Consider the following 14833-nt stretch of genomic DNA (forward strand, 5'->3'; position numbering starts at 1 on the left):
CAGGATGGTGACGAACTCGCCGGGCGCGACATCGAGGCTGATGTCGTCCAGGACGAGCTGCGATCCGGCCGGGCCGGAGAAGGACTTCGAGACGTTCTCGATACGGGCGGCGTGCTTCTGCTCCGTTACCGCGGCCTCGGCAGCCGTGGCGAGTGTGGTGGCCATGGTCGTCACCTCCTGGGATTCGTATGTACGGGCTTTTGTGCTGCTCAGGCTTACTTGGCGCCGAGGCCGGCGTCGGTGACCTCGGGCTTGCCGGCGGCCTTCAACACCTTGTTCAGGAGCGTCAGGTCGTAGATGCCGGCGAGGTCGGGCTGTTCGATGAGCTTGGCCTTGACCGCCCAGTCGGACTCGGTCTTCAAGGTGGTGGCGAGGGGGTCGTCGGTGACGAGGATGCTCTTCCAGGCCGGGTCGATGACCGCGGGCTCCAGTTCCTTGCCGCTGAGTGCCTTCAGTGCCGCGTTGGCGGAGGTCTTCGCCTTGTCCGGGTTGGCGTTGATCCACTCGTTGGTCTTCACCGTGCCGGCCAGGACGGCCTCGACGACGTCCGGGTGCTCCTTGAGGAACTTCTGCGACACGATGACGTTCGTGATCACGAACTTCTTGTCGGGCCACAGGTCGGTCTCGTCCAGGAGGACGGAGGCGCCGTCGGAGACCAGCTTGGAGGCGGTGGGCTCGGGCACCCAGGCGCCGTCGATCGAGCCCTGCTTGAAGGCGTCCGGGGTCACCTTGTTGTCCGTGCGGACGACGGAGACGTCACCCTTGCCGGATTCGGGGTCGACCTTCCAGCCCTTCTCCGCGATCCAGTTGAGGAACGCGACGTCCTGCGTGTTGCCCTTCTGCGGGGTGGCGATCTTCTTGCCCTTGAGGTCGTCCAGGGTCTTGATCTTGTCCGGGTTGACGACGAGCTTGACGCCGCCGGAGGCGGACCCGGAGATGATCCGCAGGTTGCTGCTCTTGGACTTCACGTAGCCGTTGATCGCGGGCGAGGGGCCGATGAAGCCGATGTCGAGGGAGCCGCCGTTGAGGGCTTCGATCTCGGAGGGGCCCGCGTTGAAGGTCTGCGGCTTGATCGCGGTCGCGCCGAGCTCCTTGGCGATCAGGCCCTCCTGGATCCCGACCAGCGCGGTGGCGTGCGTCAGGTTCGGGAAGTACCCGATACGGACCTCCGACGCGGACAGCTTCTTCGCGCCGTCGGCCGCGGCATTCGCCTTCTTGTCGTCGTCCTTCTTCGCCTCGGAGCCATAACCGCAGGCGGTGAGCAGCAGGGGGAGTGCGGCGGTGACGGCGATGGCGCGCAGGATGGTGATCGGTCTTGCGGCAGACACGGAGGTGTCCTTTCACGGGGCGGTGTTCACGGACGTACCGAGGTACGGAGACGGGGCAGTGCGGGGGTACGGAAGTACGGGGTGCTGCGGAGGGCGAACCGGAGCCATCGGCACACACGGCACCCGCTTCCGGCCCTTGGCGGCGGGGACTCGGTCGCGGCTGAGGAGTAGGCGGATTTCGGACGCCCCGGATACGGGTGTCGAGGTCGTACGCCGAGCGCCGGCGCTCGAAAGCGCGCGGTCGGTGAGGCCGACCCGGCGGGTGGCCCGGTCGACGGTGGTACGCGGAGTGCTCCCGGCGCGGAGTGTCAGCCGGGCTGACAGATGGCGCTGGACGTACGTACGAGGTCGATGTGCCGGCGGGAGGTCAGAGGCAGCGTCCGGCCTGCGTGGTGCAGTTCTCGCACGGTCGTCACCTCACTTGATTCCTAGTTTTCCCACCTGGTTGGTAGGCATATTGGCAGAGCTCGGCAACGGGCCCAAGAGGCTGACCGCATCGTGGACACCACAATCTCGCCATGCGAGAAAGGGCAGGTGGCGCGGGCCGTGCTGGAGGTGGGGCAGGGGTCAGGGATTGGTCCAGGCCCCGGGGGGATCGGCGAGTGCCGATACGCCGGAGGGCAGATCGGAGGACGCGACGTCGGCGAGCGTCACACCGTCGAGGATCTCGCGCACATTGGCCCGCAGCGCGATCCACAGCGGAAGCAGAGACCGGGCGGGTCCGGTGTAGGACAGGTCCGGCGGGCGGACCCCGCGCACCGAGACGAGCGGTCCGTCCACGACGCGGATGACGTCCGCGATCGTGATGGATTCGGCGGGCTTGGCCAGACGGTAGCCGCCGTTGCCGCCGCGCTGGCTGAGCACGAGACCGCCCCGGCGCATGTCGTTCAGGATGCCCTCGAGGAACTTGTGCGGGATGTCCTGGGCCGCGGCGATGGCTTCGGCCTTCACCGGTCCGTCGTCCTGCGACGCGGCAAGCTGCAGTGCGGCACGTACCGCGTAGTCCGCCCTGGCTGAGATCCGCATGGGGCCATTATCCGACATGGATCAGGCCGGTGTCGGTCACGGGCGAGCGCGGGGCGAGGGCCGAGGGTCGAGGGTCGCCAAGCTGCCAAGCTGCCGGGCTGCCGGGCTGCCGGGCTGGTGCGCGTGCCCGGCAGCCCGCCAGCCCGGCGCCCGGCTCGTGGTCCGGCACCGCGGGCAGGAGCCCCCTGTCAGTGGAAGGCGGCCGCCACCGCGCGGTGGGAGCCGTTGAGGTAGTGCTCGCCGATGGAGCGCATGCGGTGCGCGACCGGGCGGTGTGCCGTCAGGACCCGGGCATTGCGCCAGAAGCGGTCCAGGCCGGGAGCGTCGGCGAGTTCCAGTACCCGGGCGGTGATGTGCAGGGCGGCCTTCGACGTCACGGCCTCGGCCGTGGCGACCAGGGCGGCGACGCCCGCGGGTGTGTCGGCGTCGAGGTGCGCACCCGTGGCGAGGGCCTGCGCCATGACCTCCGTCGCCCGGTCGACCACGGCGTTGGCCGTCTGGGCGGCCGAGGCGAGTTCCCCGTACGTCAGGAAGAGATCCGGGTCCTCCCCGGGCAGCCGGTGTGCGCGGCCGCCCCTGCTGAGGTCGCGGGCTTCGGTCAGCGCGCCCTCGGCGATGCCGAGGCCGACGTGGCACAGGGCGAGCCGCAGCGCCGGCTCCGCGAGCGCGGTGACGGGCGGGGTCGACTCCTCGTCGTGGGGTCGGCGGCCCAGCACCTGCTCCGGCGCGATGGCGACCCGGTCCAGGACGACCCGGCCCGCGCCGGCGACCCGCTGTCCGAGGCGATCGTGGGCGGGGTCGACGCTCAGGCCCCGCGCGTCGGCCGGAATCCGTACGACCAGGACGTCGCCGGTCGCGGCGCAGACGGCGTCCACCACGATCTGGTCGGCGGCGTCCACCGCCGTGTCCACGTACCGGTGTCCGTTCAGCACCTGGCCAGCGGGGCGGGGCCTCAGGGTGAGGTCCGGTCCCTCGGTGTCGCCGCCGGGGGCGGGGGTGCGGACCGCCCCGGTCCACAGCCAGCGCTCGCGCACCGACTGCTCTTCGAGAGCGGTGGCGAGCTCGTGGTCCGCGTAGAAGCGCCCGCTCCAGGCGTGTACGTAGTGACGGGCGAGCAGGTCGCCGACGGAGCTGTCCGCCGCCGCGATCTCCCGTACGACGGCACAACCGGTACGCCAGTCCGCCCCCCGGTCGGGTCCGGGCGGGGTGAGGGCCGCCGGCAGGCCGGCCTCGCGGAGCCGGGCCGTCTCGTCGGTCGGCGGCTTGCCGGCCTGGTCCCGGGCGATGGCGTCCGCGGCGAGGTCGTCCGCCACGTCGCGGGCGGTGCGCAGGAGCGCACGGTGGCGCTCGTCGGTGGAGGGGCGGCCGGCGGGGCTGGAGGTGGTCATGTCGGCTACTCCGGAACGTTGTTGGGTGGCGACCGGGCAGGGCGGCGAATCCCCACCTTTCCCATCGGATTGATAGGGATATTCGCCCGAAGCGACCCTCCCGGCAAGGGTGTGACCGCATCATGGACAGTTGCATCTCGGAATGAGAGACGCCGCAGATGGGTGCCCGACAGCTGGGGTCGAGGCCGGATCCACCGTCAAGCACTGCGCTGAACAGGGAAGTTGGGCCTCGGCGCCCTCCTGGCGCGGGGCAGCCCCCATGCGGTTGGTCCAGCCATTTCCTACGCAACGAGTAGGGAAGTGTTGACGAGCATCCGCCGCGCACCTCAGGATGTGCCCATGTCCCCGTCGCAGCCGTTGCTCGTACGCCGCAGGCACGTTGACCTCCGTCGCGTCGCCAGCGCCGTCTGCCGCCCCCTCTAGGGCTTTTCGTCAGGGCATTCCTCCAGTGCGCGCCGATCTCCCGGCGCCGCTTCCTCCGTGCGTCGCGCCTTTCCCGTGGCCCCGGCCCTCAGGGTCGTGCGCTTCGATCCGGGATGCGCCACGCCGACCCTCCCGGTCGACACGGTCAACGGAACCGCCCTGCCCTGCCGCGCCCGAACACCCGGCATCCGTACCTCACTCCGCGCAGCCGAAGGGGCTCATCATGACCACCGCAATCCCCGCAACCGCCGTCCGCCGTTCCCCCGCTCCCCGCCTCCAGCTGGTCGGCGACCGTCCGCACGCTGCCCCGGCCGTCCCCGTCGGCGGGACCGATGGCGGCCGCGTCGGGTACCTCGTGTTCCTGCCGGCGGATGTGGACCCGGTCGCGCTGATGCAGGCGCACGGCATCCGCCCGGAGATCCATCCCCTCGGGCTCGGACTGCCGCGGACCCCCGAGCCGGAGCGGGCCCCGCAGCCCGACCCCGTCCGGCCCGACGATGCGATCCGGGTGGACCCGGCGCGCCGGCTGGCCGAGGTCGACGGGCACGAACTGGACCTCACGTACCTGGAGTTCGACCTCCTGGCCCATCTCGTGGCCCACCCGTACACGGTCCACACGCGTGATTCCCTCATCACGGGCATCTGGGGCTACGGGCACATCGGCGACGGCCGGACGGTCGACGTCCACGTGGCCCGGCTGCGCCGCAAGCTCGGACCCGCCCACCGGGACCGCATCTCCACCGTGCGCCGCGTCGGCTACAAGTACGTTCCCGACCACCGGTAGACCAGGTCCGGCCGTCGAGCAGTCAGGAAGCCGGCGGCGCCGTCCAGCGGGGATCGCGCCCGCTGAGCCCGATCGTCCGGTCGATGAGGGGGGCGTCGTCCGGCACGGGCACGACGGCTCCGAAGATGCCCCCGCCGCGGTCCTCGTCCTCGGCGGCCCGCAGCAGGAAGGCGTGGGCGACGCGCAGCGCGGCGTCGTCGGGCGTGTACTCCTGGCCGGTGGCCCTGGCCAGGTCCCAGCCGTGGACGACCAGCTCGTCGGCGGCCACCACCAGCGCGATCCCGCCGGGCAGGTCCACGCCCCCCGCACGGGTCATGCCGGCCAGGGCAGCCGGTTCCCTCCATGCCCCGGCCATCTCGGTCAGGGCCCGGGGCAGTTCCTCGCGCCAGTCGGCGGGCAAGGGGGGCGAGGTGGCGCCCGGGGCCGTGTCCGTGGTGGGGCCCAGCTCCTTGCGGGCGGCGTCGCGGAACGCGACGGCGAGGCCCGCGAGGTGGCCCAGCAGGTCGCGGACCCTGTACTCGGGGCACGGCGTCCGGCCGGCGAGCGCCGCGTCGGGGACGCCCCTCGCGAGCCGGGCCACGATCCGGGCCTGCGGTCCGAGATCGACAGCCGTCGTGTCGGGCATTCGCCGCTCCCTCCTGGGTACTGCGCCTGAAGGGTAGACCGGTGACGAGGCCGGGGCAGATCGCCACGCGGGCACCGTGCGGCCCGTCGGCGCCGGGTTCCGTCGTGTCGATGAGTTTGCGGGCGTCCGCCGGTCTATCTCTTGACGGAGACAACCGACTCACCGGAGGAAGCCATGGGCCTCATCCACATCGAGATGTTCGCGACCCTCGACCTCGTCGGGCAGGCGCCCGGCGGCCCCGAGGAAGACCCGGAGGGGTTCCCGTACGGCGGCTGGCAGGCGCCCCTGCTCGACGAGGTCAGCGGGGCGCAGGTCGGTGCCGCGTACGCGGGCACCGACGCCCTCCTGCTCGGCAGGCGGACCTACGACCTCTTCGCCGCCTACTGGCCCCATCAGAAGGGCGGCGAGGACGGCGAGATCGCCACGCTCTTCAACAGCGTCCCGAAGTACGTGGCCTCGCGCGGCAAGCCCGACCTCTCGTGGGCCGGGTCCGCGCAGCTCGGCCCGGACCTCGCGGCCGCGGTGCGTGAGATCCGCGACCGGCACGAGAACGTGAAGGTCGTCGGCAGCCTGAACCTGGTGCAGAGCCTCCTGCGCGAGAAGCTCTTCGACCGCCTCGACCTCTGGGTGCACCCGATCCTGCTCGGCGTGGGCAAGAAGGTGTTCGACGGCGGCACGGTACCCACCAACCTCGCCCTGCTCGAACCTCCGGCAGCCGGGCCGAAGGGCACCGTCCACCTGCGTTACGGGCTCGCCGGCGGCACGCCCGCGACGGGGGACATGAGCGCGCCCGATCGCGGTGTCCGAAACGGGGCCTGAGCGGTCTCCCGGGACGCCGGGCGGCCGTTCACGACCTCGGGCCCGGTGGTCACGGGGAACCGGCACCCGACTCCGAACCGTTCAGGTTCAGCAGCCGGGCGGCATTTCCGTCGAGGATCTCGGCGGCTTCCCGCGGTGCCAGGCCCGAGCGGCCCACGTACTCCACGGCCTGCACGAAGCGCTCCCCGTCCTCGTAGGGGTAGTCCGTGCCGAGGACGAGGCGGTCCGCGCCGAAGGTCGCGGCGGCGGCCGCCAGTGCCGGCGGGTGCACGTGGCTGACCGTGTCGTACCAGAGCCGCCCGAGGGCCACGGAGGGCAGTTCGGGCGTGTCGGGGGATTCGAAGGCCAGGTGGTCGTCGAGGCGGCGCGGCAGGAGCGGCAGCGCTCCGCCCAGGTGTGAGGCGAGCACCCGCATCCGGGGGTAGCGGGCGGGGATGCCCGCGAGGACCAGGTGCATCATCGCCACCGTGTCCTCCACCGGTGCCCCCACCATCCACGTCATGCCGTGCCGGGTGATCAGGGGGCTGGCGGCGCCCTCGCCGGACGGGTGCACGTACAGAACGGCTGCCCGCCGGTCGAGTTCCTCGTAGAGGGGCCACAGCAGCGGATCCGCGAGCGTACGGCCGAGTACGGTCGTGGTCACTCCGACGCCGACCGCGCCGAGCCGGTCGAGGGCCCGGGCGGTCTCGTCGAGGGCCGCGTCGACGTGGGGCAGCGGAACCGCCGCGAACGCGCGGAAGCGATCCGGGTAGCGGCCCACCACCTCCGCGTACGAGTCGTTCGCCGCCCGCGCCAGATCCGCCGCCTCGGACTCCTTCTCCACGTGCGGGCACTGCGGGGCCACCGAGAGCACCTGCAGGTCGATGCCGGCCCGTTCCATCAACGCGAAACGGTGTTCCAAGTCGGCGCCGGTGACATCGGCGCCGATTCCGCGCTGGGTGGCCGTGTCCGTCTTCCCGAGCCGTTCGAGGCGGTCGAGGTACTGGGCGGTCCACAGATGCGCGTGCACATCGATACGCAAGGAGCCCACACCTCCATGGAACACCGCGCGCAGCGCCCGGACCAGCGGGCGGCCAGGGGGCGGCCGGTGCGGGGCAGCGGGCGCCGGCCGCGGGCGCGGGCCACGGAGCCCGGGCCGCCGGAAAGGCGAAGGATCACCGATTCGGCCAGCGTGGGACGGATTCGCGCCGCTTGGGCCGGTTCGGGGCCGACGGGCGTGCGGCGAGTGCTGTGCTACAGGGGCTGCGTCCGTTGGGGGGCGAGCGTCCGCACGGCAGACACAGGGGGTCTTCAGCGATGGCTTCTCTGCACTACGAAATCCTCACCGACCCGGCTCCGCTCCAGGTACCGGGGGCAGGGGACGAGACCCAGGGGGCGGTCCACGTCGTCGTCTCCAATCCGACCATGGACGAGGTGATCTGGTACTCGATCGAGATACGGGTACCCGCCGGCCCGGCGGACGGCGATCTGACCCTCCATCCGAAGACGATCAACGCACGGGTCGAACACAACACCGCGACGAAACAGGGGGAGGAGCCCGCGGTCGTCTGGGACGGCGACACGAGCGTCCTCACGGTGACCGCCCGCCCCAACACACTGTTCCGGCAAGCCGGCTCACTGGCCCTGGTACTGGACGGCTTCCCGGTCTCCGCCGTGCCGGGCCTGGTGCTCCTGCACGTGACGGAGAGGGCGGCGAACGGCGCCAGGGTGCAGAGCAACCCCGTGACGCTGAGCCTGCTGAAACAGGTGTCCAGGGTGCCGCGCAACTTCCGCCCGAAGGACTCCCTGGTGGCCTCGGGCAAGGACGTGGTCCTGAGGTGGGACGGGCCCGACACCCTCACGTACCGCATCCTAGGTCCGGACGGTTCCGCGGAGACCGTCACGTCGAGGAGCGGGGCCTCCGGCTGGGAGTGGTCGCCGAAGGCGGGCCAGGAGCCGAAGCGGGACGCCACGTACACCCTCATGGCCACTTCCCCGGGCTCGCAACAGCCGGGGTCCTTCCTCACCACCACCGTCCACCTGCGCAGCCCCGAGTTCGAGAGCGTCACGGCGACGAACGGGGTGCGCGCCCCGTGGGTGGGGGACCGCGACGCCGGCAAGGGATGGATCGAGTTCCCGCAGTCCGGCGTGAACGTGCGCAGGGACGGGAAGCAGGAGTGGGGAACCGTCGCCGCCGACAAGGCGGACCTCAACGGGATCAACACCAAGTGGGTGCAGGGCCGCACGGCCGCCGACGGATGGATCGAGTTCCCGGCCGCCGGGCTGAACGTGTTCCAGGGCGCCGGAAACCGCCAGTGGGGAACCGTCGCGGCCGACAAGGCGGACTTGAACGACGTGACCGCGCAGCGGGCCCGGGTCAAGGAACGCCTCACCCTCCAGGGCGGTCTGACCATCGACAACGTGCTGGAGACGCAGGACGGCCCGCCGCGGCTGATCGTCCGCGGCCGCCTCGACGCCGAGGGCGAGGTGAACGCCAACGGGGCCCTCGTCGTCCGCGGGGAGTCGCAGTTCGAGGGAAAGGTGAACGCGAACGGACACCTCTCGGTCCGGGGCGGAGGTGCCTGGGTCATGCACACGAACGACGGCGAGATATCGGTCAACGGCGAACTGCGCGTCCAGGGAGACTCGCTGTTCATCGGAAAGGTCAACGCCAACGGACACCTGTCGGTTCGCAACAAGGACGTCGGGTGGATCATGCACACCCGGGACGATCTCGTCGCGATCAACGGTGACCTGCGCGTCCACGGGGCGTTCCGCTCCGACAGCTGACGGGTTCCCCCACTGACCGCGGCAGGCGTCGCGGGAGCTTCACCGCGGCCACCGGCGGCCCTGACCCGGACCGGGCACTCAGGCGCCGCCGGTGAGCTGGAGCACGGCGATGCCGGCCAGGACGGCGGCACTCGCCGCGATGCGGCGGTGGCCGAGGCGTTCGCGGAACACGACCGCGCCGATCAGGGCGCCGAAGACGATGCTGGTCTCCCGGAGGGCGGCGATGGTGGCGAGGTCGCCGCGGGACTGTGCCCATACGACGAGCCCGTACGCGAGGAGCGAGAGCAGCCCGCCGGCCAGCCCGCGGCCGCACAGCGGGCGCAGCGCGGTGAGCAGGGCGGGGCCCCGGCGGGCCCAGGCGATGAGCGGGAGGACGAGTCCCTGGCAGAGGTAGAGCCAGGCGATGTAGCCGAAGACGCTGCCCGAGACGCGGACGCCGCTGCCGTCGACGAGGGTGTAGGAGGCGATCATCACGCCGGTGCCGACCGCGGCTGCCAGTGCGGGGAGTTGGGCGCGGCCGGGGATCCCGTCGGCCAGGGCGAGAGCGGCCAGCCCGCAGGAGACCACCGCGATGCCGAGGGCCTGCCCGACGGGCAGGGAGTGGCCGAGGAAGGCGGTGGAGACCAAGGCCACCACGACGGGTGAGGTACCCCGGGCGGTCGGGTACATCTGGCCGAAGTCCCCCAGCTGGTAGGAGCGCAGCAACAGGAGTTGGTACGCGACCTGCAGGGCGGCGGAGCCGGCGATGTACGGCCAGGCCCTGGGGTCGGGCAGCGGGGCGAGGCAGACGAGCACCGCTCCGCACCCGGCGGAGGCGAGGCTGATGAGAGTGAAGCCGGCCAGTTTGTCGCGCAGGCCGTGAGTGAGGCCGTTCCAGGTGGCGTGCAGCACCGCCGAGGCGAGGACGACGGCGGGCACGGCGGCAGCCCCCGTCATGGACGGCAGGTGTGCTGGCACGTTCGCTCCCCGGAGCTGTGGAATGAATTTCCTTGCTAGGGTAACTCCATGGAATTTGATTCCGCGACCAGGGGCGGGCTCGCCGCCTACGTCCGGGCGCACCTGTCCGAGCTGCGCGACACCGAAGCCAGGGTCGCGCAGGTCGTCCTCGACAAGGGCGCCGATCTGGTGCACCTCAGCGTCAGCGACGTCGCGGCGCTGGCCGGCACCGCGCCGTCCACCGTCGTACGGGCCTGCCAGCGGCTGGGGTTCCGCGGGTACCAGGAACTGAAGATCGCCGCCGCCCGGCAGGCCCCCGTCCGGGAGCCCTCCCGGGACCGGGACCCGGCCGCCCGCGCCCTGGACGACACGCTCCGTGCCGCCCGGGAGGCGCTGGACGGGGTCGCGGCGACGGTGACCCCGGAGCTGCTGCGCGCGGCGGCCGGACTGATCGACACGGCGGCCCGGGTGCTGGTCGTCGGCGCGGGACTGTCCGGCGCGGTGGCGCTGGACACCGCCTACCGGCTCCGCGCGCTCGGCTGCGCGGTCGACGCTCCGGCCGACCCGCTGACGGCGCAGCTGGCCGCCTCGCAGCTGACGTCCGCCGATGCCTGCCTGGCGATCAGCCACACGGGCGCGACGCGCAGCACGGTGGACGCCGCGCGGGGGGCGCGGCGGGCCGGAGCCCGTGTCGTCGCCCTGACGAGCTACGCCCGCTCGCCGCTGAGCGAGTCCGCCGACCGCACGCTGGTCGCGGGCGGTCAGGACCTGGTGTTCGGGCTCGAAACCGTCGCCAGCCGGCTGGCCCACCTCACCGTGATCGATGCCCTCACGCTCACCCTGCTGGGATTGCGCGGAGCGCCGGCCGAAGCGGCGCTGCGGCTGTCGGCGGACGTCACGGTCGACCATTCGTACTGAGGGCGGTCACCGGTGTGCGGCCGTCCCGGCATGACATTTGTACGGTCCGAGAGGGGATGGGCGGCCCTACCGGAGGGCCTGCCGGTCTCCTTAGGCTTCACGACATGTCGAACTCACACAAAATCGGACGTGACGACTCCTGGGACGGTGTCGTGGTCAACCTGTCAAGGGGCATGCTCGACGGCTCGAACATGTACCACTTCGCCGAGATCCGCCTCGCCCAAGGCGAAACGATCAAGGTCCGGATCGGCCGCGGCCTCTGGAAGTCGATCGAGGTCGGGGACCGGATCGTCAAGCGGCCCGGAGCCGACCCCGTCAAGGGGTAGCAGCCGGTAGCCGCCTTCAGCCGCGTTCGTCGGCCCTTCGCACGCCTGCGCCGATTTCTTAGCATCAGGGGGCAATTATTCGCCCGGTTGTCGTCGGGGCGACTACAAAGGATCGGACCGATCCGAAACCCTGCGATGGGGAGAATTCCGAAGGCGGTGTCTGCGTATGCGTGAACACAGCAGGATCGAACCGAGCGCGGCCGGATTAATTCCGGGAAGGCGGATATCAGGAGGTCTCCCCTGATGCGGCCGGCGATGCTGAAACCCGTTTCGTTTTCCCCGGCGCACGCATCGGCGGACGAGTACCAGCTCTTGACCTCGACCATCCGGTCGAGGGCGGAGGATGCTCAGGGATTCTTCGGCGGGGCTTCGAGACGGCCCGGGGAATTGGCCTACCTGCCCCTGCACATGCAGCTCCGGGGTCTGTCCATGGACCTCTACATCGAACTCCGCCTGGAGGACGCGGGCATGCGCATGGTCGGATTCCGAAACACTCTCGAGAACGGGCAGGCTCCGAGGGAAGCGTCCGTCCGGCACGTGCGCGACTCCATTGCGCCACCCGGCATCCGCCGAACCGAAGTCCTGCCGTTCGGCGGAGGCCGCTCCGATCTGGAGACGGCCGCGGCGGTGCGGCGTTTGGGGATCTCGCTGGGACGCCGGCAACTGGGCAACGCGGTTACCTGGCTGCACCGGAACCGGGATCCGCGGTGCACCGCGCACGGACTTCTCGTGCTGTCGGAAATGATCTGCGAGGCTGCCCGATATCCCGCCCTGGCCGATGCGATGTCGCGCATCTGGATGACCGGAGGACGGCTGTCGGACGCGGCACCGGCCTGAAAACCGACGAACGGACCGGTACCTGTCGGGTACCCGTCCACAACGTCGGCCCGGGACCTTAAGGGGAGGTCAGCTGAGCCTTAAACCTGCCTGTACTCGCATCGCATCGGCATCGGGCGGCGTTCGGCATCAGCACTGCGCGCCCATCGACCGCTGTCGGCGGCAAGGCGCTCACCTGCGCTTTGATCGTGCTCCACAGGTGACCGGACCATCGGGGCGGGACCGGGGAAGACCTCAAACCGCCTCGCGGAGGTATTTGTAAGACGGCGACAAGGATTGAAATCGCACGGGATGCAGGCCGTAAGCAGGAGGGGGGAGGCCAGCATCCATCGATCGAGGAGTGTCAATGTCGCGAAAGCGGACCGTGAGTCTCAAGAAGAAGCTCGTGCTCTCTGTCGCCACGGGAACCCTGGTGACCGGAGTGGTCGTCACGACGATGGCGACCGGCAACGCGGCCGCCCCCGACGTCGTGTGCAAGGGGTCGACGGTGACCTTGTCGGGGGAGGCGGGTGCGCCGGCGGCGAGCAGCGGGACGTTCCCGGTGGGGACGAAATTGAAGGTGACCAATCTGGACAACGGTCAGTCGACGACGGTGGCGGTGAACGGGCCGTCGGGTAGTTGCGTGCTGTTGAACAACGCGGCCTTCGACAAGGTGCGGGAGCCGGGCAAGAACCTGATCCGCCGGGCGCGCATCGAGCGCGTGGGCGGCGGTGCCGCACCGGCCGGTACGACAGGTGCGCCCGGTACGACGGGTGCGGCCGGCGCGAGCGGCGTGAAGGTGCCGCCTGCCACCGGGGAAGTGGTGTGCCAGGGATCGACGGTGACTCTGTCCGGAGAGGGGGGTGCGCCGGCGGCGAGCAGTGGGACGTTCCCGGTGGGGGCGAAGCTGAAGGTGACGAATCTGGACAACGGTCAGTCGACGACGGTGGCGGTGAACGGGCCGTCGGGTAGTTGCGTGCTGTTGAACAACGCGGCCTTCGACAAGGTGCGGGAGCCGGGCAAGAACCTGATCCGCCGGGCGCGCATCGAGCGCGTCGGCTGACCCGCCGGGCCGCGCTCCGCGCGGGTCAGAGGCCGGAATGCTCCCGCCAGATCCGGCGGGAAGCCGGGAGCGGGTCCTCGGTGAGGGCCGGTTCGACGTCCCAGACGCGGGTCGTCGGCCGGTCCGCCGAGAAGGCCGGCCAGCCCGGGTCCCCCGAGGCGGCGAACGAGATCCACGAGGAGCGGAGCCGCTCGGAGAGCCGGACGAAATCCTGCGAGGGGGGCTTGCCGCCGAACAGGAAAGCGGAGAGGTGGCCCTTCGTGTGACCGAAGGTCGCGGGGATGTCCATGGTGTGACAGGCGCCCAGGGCTCCGCCGAAGGCCGGGCTGCTCCAGGTGAAGTCGTAGAGCCAGGAGCGGCCGCCCGCGGCGGCGTGCGCCTCCGCCAGCCAGGTGGAGGGCATGCGGAACAGGGCGTCGGAGTACATCTCGACGTACAACCGGGCATCGGTCAGGCCGGGGTGAGCGGCGCGGTAGCCGGCGGCCGCCCCGCGACCGAGGCGCAGCTCCTCGCCCACGGCGTCGAGGTCGAGGCGGCGGATCCGCGCCGAGGGCAGCGACGGCTTGCCGGCTGCCCGGTCCCGGAATCCCTCCCGTGCGGCCGTGAGCATCATCGGCGCGGCCTTGACCATGGCGCCGATCCCCATTTTGACGATGCCGCGCTGCATGGCGAACATCGTGAACTCATCGTGCGTGTAGCCCGCGATCAGGTCGATGTCGCGGGCGCAGCCCGAACGGATCGCCAGCCAGGGCTTGTCGACCACGGTGACGCCGTCGATGACGGGGGAGAACGAGGTGATCGCCTCGGGGGTCGTCCAGTCCGCCGGATCCGCCCGCATCGCGGGCAGGGACACGTCCTGGACCGACAGCAGTTCCCGTGGGGTCGCGGACGCCAGCCCGTCCAGACCCACGCCGAGCGCTCGCGCGGTCATCGAGGAGATGCGCCGGGCCTCCTCCTCGGGGAGGAACCGTCCGGCCATGCTCTGGACGATGGCACGGCGGAACAGGCCGCGGACGGCGGGCGCGGACAGCAGGGCGGCGGTGGACGCGCCTCCCCCCGACTCGCCGAAGAGCGTGACGTTGTCCGGGTCGCCGCCGAAGGTGGCGATGTTCTCGTGCACCCAGGCGAGTGCGGCGGCCTGGTGGAGGAACCCCCTGTTGGCAGGCGCTCCGGGCACGTACCCGAATCCCTCGAAGCCGACGCGGTAGTTGAACGTCACCATGACCACGCCGCCCCGCGCGAGTACCTCGCCGTCGTATCCCGGGTCGGCGGAGTGGCCGGACTTCCACCCGCCGCCGTAGATCCACACCATGACCGGCAGCCGGTCACCGCCACCGCCCGGGGTCCACACGTTGACACTGAGGCAGTCCAGGCCCTCCTCCGGCCGCCAGGCAGCCGGCATCCCCGGCACGAGGGGCAGCTGCGGGGGAGCGCTGCCGAAGGACGCCGCCGGACGGACCCCGTCCCATGACGGGACCGGGACCGGCGCCCCGAAGCGCAGGGGCCCTTCCGGCGGGAGGGCGTAGGGAATGCCCTTGAAGACGGACAGTCCGTTCTCTGCCGTGCCCGCGATCTTGCCGGTCGAGATCTGGACGGTGGCACCCATGGGGGC

The 14833-nt window shown here is 71.2% G+C and carries 15 protein-coding genes and 2 pseudogenes; 8 read left to right on the forward strand and 9 right to left on the reverse strand.

Annotation, left to right across the window (positions count from 1 at the left end):
- The 5 genes and pseudogenes from ACFYXV_RS30845 to ACFYXV_RS30865 form a co-directional block, all read right to left on the reverse strand.
- Nucleotides 1-165, reverse strand: a pseudogene (locus ACFYXV_RS30845) (ABC transporter ATP-binding protein); the annotation flags it as partial.
- Between the two features lie 50 nt (nucleotides 166-215).
- Nucleotides 216-1328 carry an aliphatic sulfonate ABC transporter substrate-binding protein gene (locus ACFYXV_RS30850; protein ID WP_389384651.1) on the reverse strand — a complete coding sequence of 371 codons (1113 nt, stop codon included), beginning with the start codon at nucleotides 1326-1328 and terminating at the stop codon, nucleotides 216-218.
- Between the two features lie 308 nt (nucleotides 1329-1636).
- Nucleotides 1637-1744 carry a putative leader peptide gene (locus ACFYXV_RS30855; RefSeq protein ID WP_385836004.1) on the reverse strand — a complete coding sequence of 36 codons (108 nt, stop codon included), beginning with the start codon at nucleotides 1742-1744 and terminating at the stop codon, nucleotides 1637-1639.
- Between the two features lie 151 nt (nucleotides 1745-1895).
- A complete protein-coding gene (locus ACFYXV_RS30860) occupies nucleotides 1896-2354 on the reverse strand; it encodes an RrF2 family transcriptional regulator (protein WP_383351169.1) in 459 nt (152 codons plus the stop codon).
- 188 nt (nucleotides 2355-2542) lie between these two features.
- On the reverse strand, nucleotides 2543-3742 hold the full coding sequence (locus tag ACFYXV_RS30865) for an acyl-CoA dehydrogenase (RefSeq protein ID WP_385462669.1): 1200 nt from the start codon (nucleotides 3740-3742) through the stop codon (nucleotides 2543-2545).
- Nucleotides 3743-4081: 339 nt separating this feature from the next.
- Here ACFYXV_RS30865 and ACFYXV_RS30870 point away from each other — a divergent pair, with 339 nt between their 5' ends.
- Entirely contained in the window at nucleotides 4082-4165 is an 84-nt protein-coding gene (locus tag ACFYXV_RS30870) for a putative leader peptide (RefSeq protein ID WP_366105851.1), read from the forward strand.
- Between the two features lie 223 nt (nucleotides 4166-4388).
- A complete protein-coding gene (locus ACFYXV_RS30875) occupies nucleotides 4389-4949 on the forward strand; it encodes a winged helix-turn-helix domain-containing protein (RefSeq protein WP_385462667.1) in 561 nt (186 codons plus the stop codon).
- A 22-nt stretch (nucleotides 4950-4971) separates the two neighbouring features.
- On the opposite strand, the gene ACFYXV_RS30880 is transcribed toward ACFYXV_RS30875, so the two are convergent.
- On the reverse strand, nucleotides 4972-5574 hold the full coding sequence (locus tag ACFYXV_RS30880) for a TIGR03086 family metal-binding protein (RefSeq protein WP_385462664.1): 603 nt from the start codon (nucleotides 5572-5574) through the stop codon (nucleotides 4972-4974).
- A 174-nt stretch (nucleotides 5575-5748) separates the two neighbouring features.
- Here ACFYXV_RS30880 and ACFYXV_RS30885 point away from each other — a divergent pair, with 174 nt between their 5' ends.
- Complete coding sequence (locus ACFYXV_RS30885; protein WP_385462697.1) at nucleotides 5749-6393, forward strand: dihydrofolate reductase family protein; 645 nt, start codon at nucleotides 5749-5751, stop codon at nucleotides 6391-6393.
- Between the two features lie 49 nt (nucleotides 6394-6442).
- Here ACFYXV_RS30885 and ACFYXV_RS30890 read toward each other — a convergent pair whose 3' ends face one another.
- Nucleotides 6443-7414: an amidohydrolase family protein gene (locus ACFYXV_RS30890; RefSeq protein ID WP_385462661.1), complete on the reverse strand. Its 972-nt coding sequence runs from the start codon at nucleotides 7412-7414 to the stop codon at nucleotides 6443-6445.
- Nucleotides 7415-7689: 275 nt separating this feature from the next.
- On the opposite strand from ACFYXV_RS30890, the gene ACFYXV_RS30895 reads away from it, so the two are divergent.
- Nucleotides 7690-9162: a hypothetical protein gene (locus ACFYXV_RS30895; RefSeq protein ID WP_389384652.1), complete on the forward strand. Its 1473-nt coding sequence runs from the start codon at nucleotides 7690-7692 to the stop codon at nucleotides 9160-9162.
- Between the two features lie 78 nt (nucleotides 9163-9240).
- On the opposite strand, the gene ACFYXV_RS30900 is transcribed toward ACFYXV_RS30895, so the two are convergent.
- On the reverse strand, nucleotides 9241-10098 hold the full coding sequence (locus ACFYXV_RS30900) for an EamA family transporter (RefSeq protein ID WP_385462694.1): 858 nt from the start codon (nucleotides 10096-10098) through the stop codon (nucleotides 9241-9243).
- Between the two features lie 69 nt (nucleotides 10099-10167).
- Here ACFYXV_RS30900 and ACFYXV_RS30905 point away from each other — a divergent pair, with 69 nt between their 5' ends.
- From ACFYXV_RS30905 to ACFYXV_RS30920, 4 genes and pseudogenes are all read left to right on the forward strand, one after another.
- Entirely contained in the window at nucleotides 10168-11016 is an 849-nt protein-coding gene (locus tag ACFYXV_RS30905; protein WP_385462655.1) for a MurR/RpiR family transcriptional regulator, read from the forward strand.
- 104 nt (nucleotides 11017-11120) lie between these two features.
- Nucleotides 11121-11342: a hypothetical protein gene (locus ACFYXV_RS30910; protein WP_385462652.1), complete on the forward strand. Its 222-nt coding sequence runs from the start codon at nucleotides 11121-11123 to the stop codon at nucleotides 11340-11342.
- A 243-nt stretch (nucleotides 11343-11585) separates the two neighbouring features.
- A complete protein-coding gene (locus tag ACFYXV_RS30915) occupies nucleotides 11586-12179 on the forward strand; it encodes a ribosome-inactivating family protein (protein ID WP_389384653.1) in 594 nt (197 codons plus the stop codon).
- 442 nt (nucleotides 12180-12621) lie between these two features.
- Nucleotides 12622-12885, forward strand: a pseudogene (locus tag ACFYXV_RS30920) (hypothetical protein); the annotation flags it as partial.
- A gap of 361 nt (nucleotides 12886-13246) precedes the next feature.
- Here the strand turns inward: ACFYXV_RS30920 and ACFYXV_RS30925 are convergent.
- Nucleotides 13247-14827, reverse strand: a complete 1581-nt coding sequence (locus ACFYXV_RS30925; protein WP_389384654.1) for a carboxylesterase/lipase family protein — start codon at nucleotides 14825-14827, stop codon at nucleotides 13247-13249.
- Nucleotides 14828-14833 lie beyond the last annotated feature (6 nt).

The sequence above is a fragment of the Streptomyces sp. NPDC002181 genome, from assembly GCF_042890485.1.
Lineage (GTDB): Bacteria > Actinomycetota > Actinomycetes > Streptomycetales > Streptomycetaceae > Streptomyces.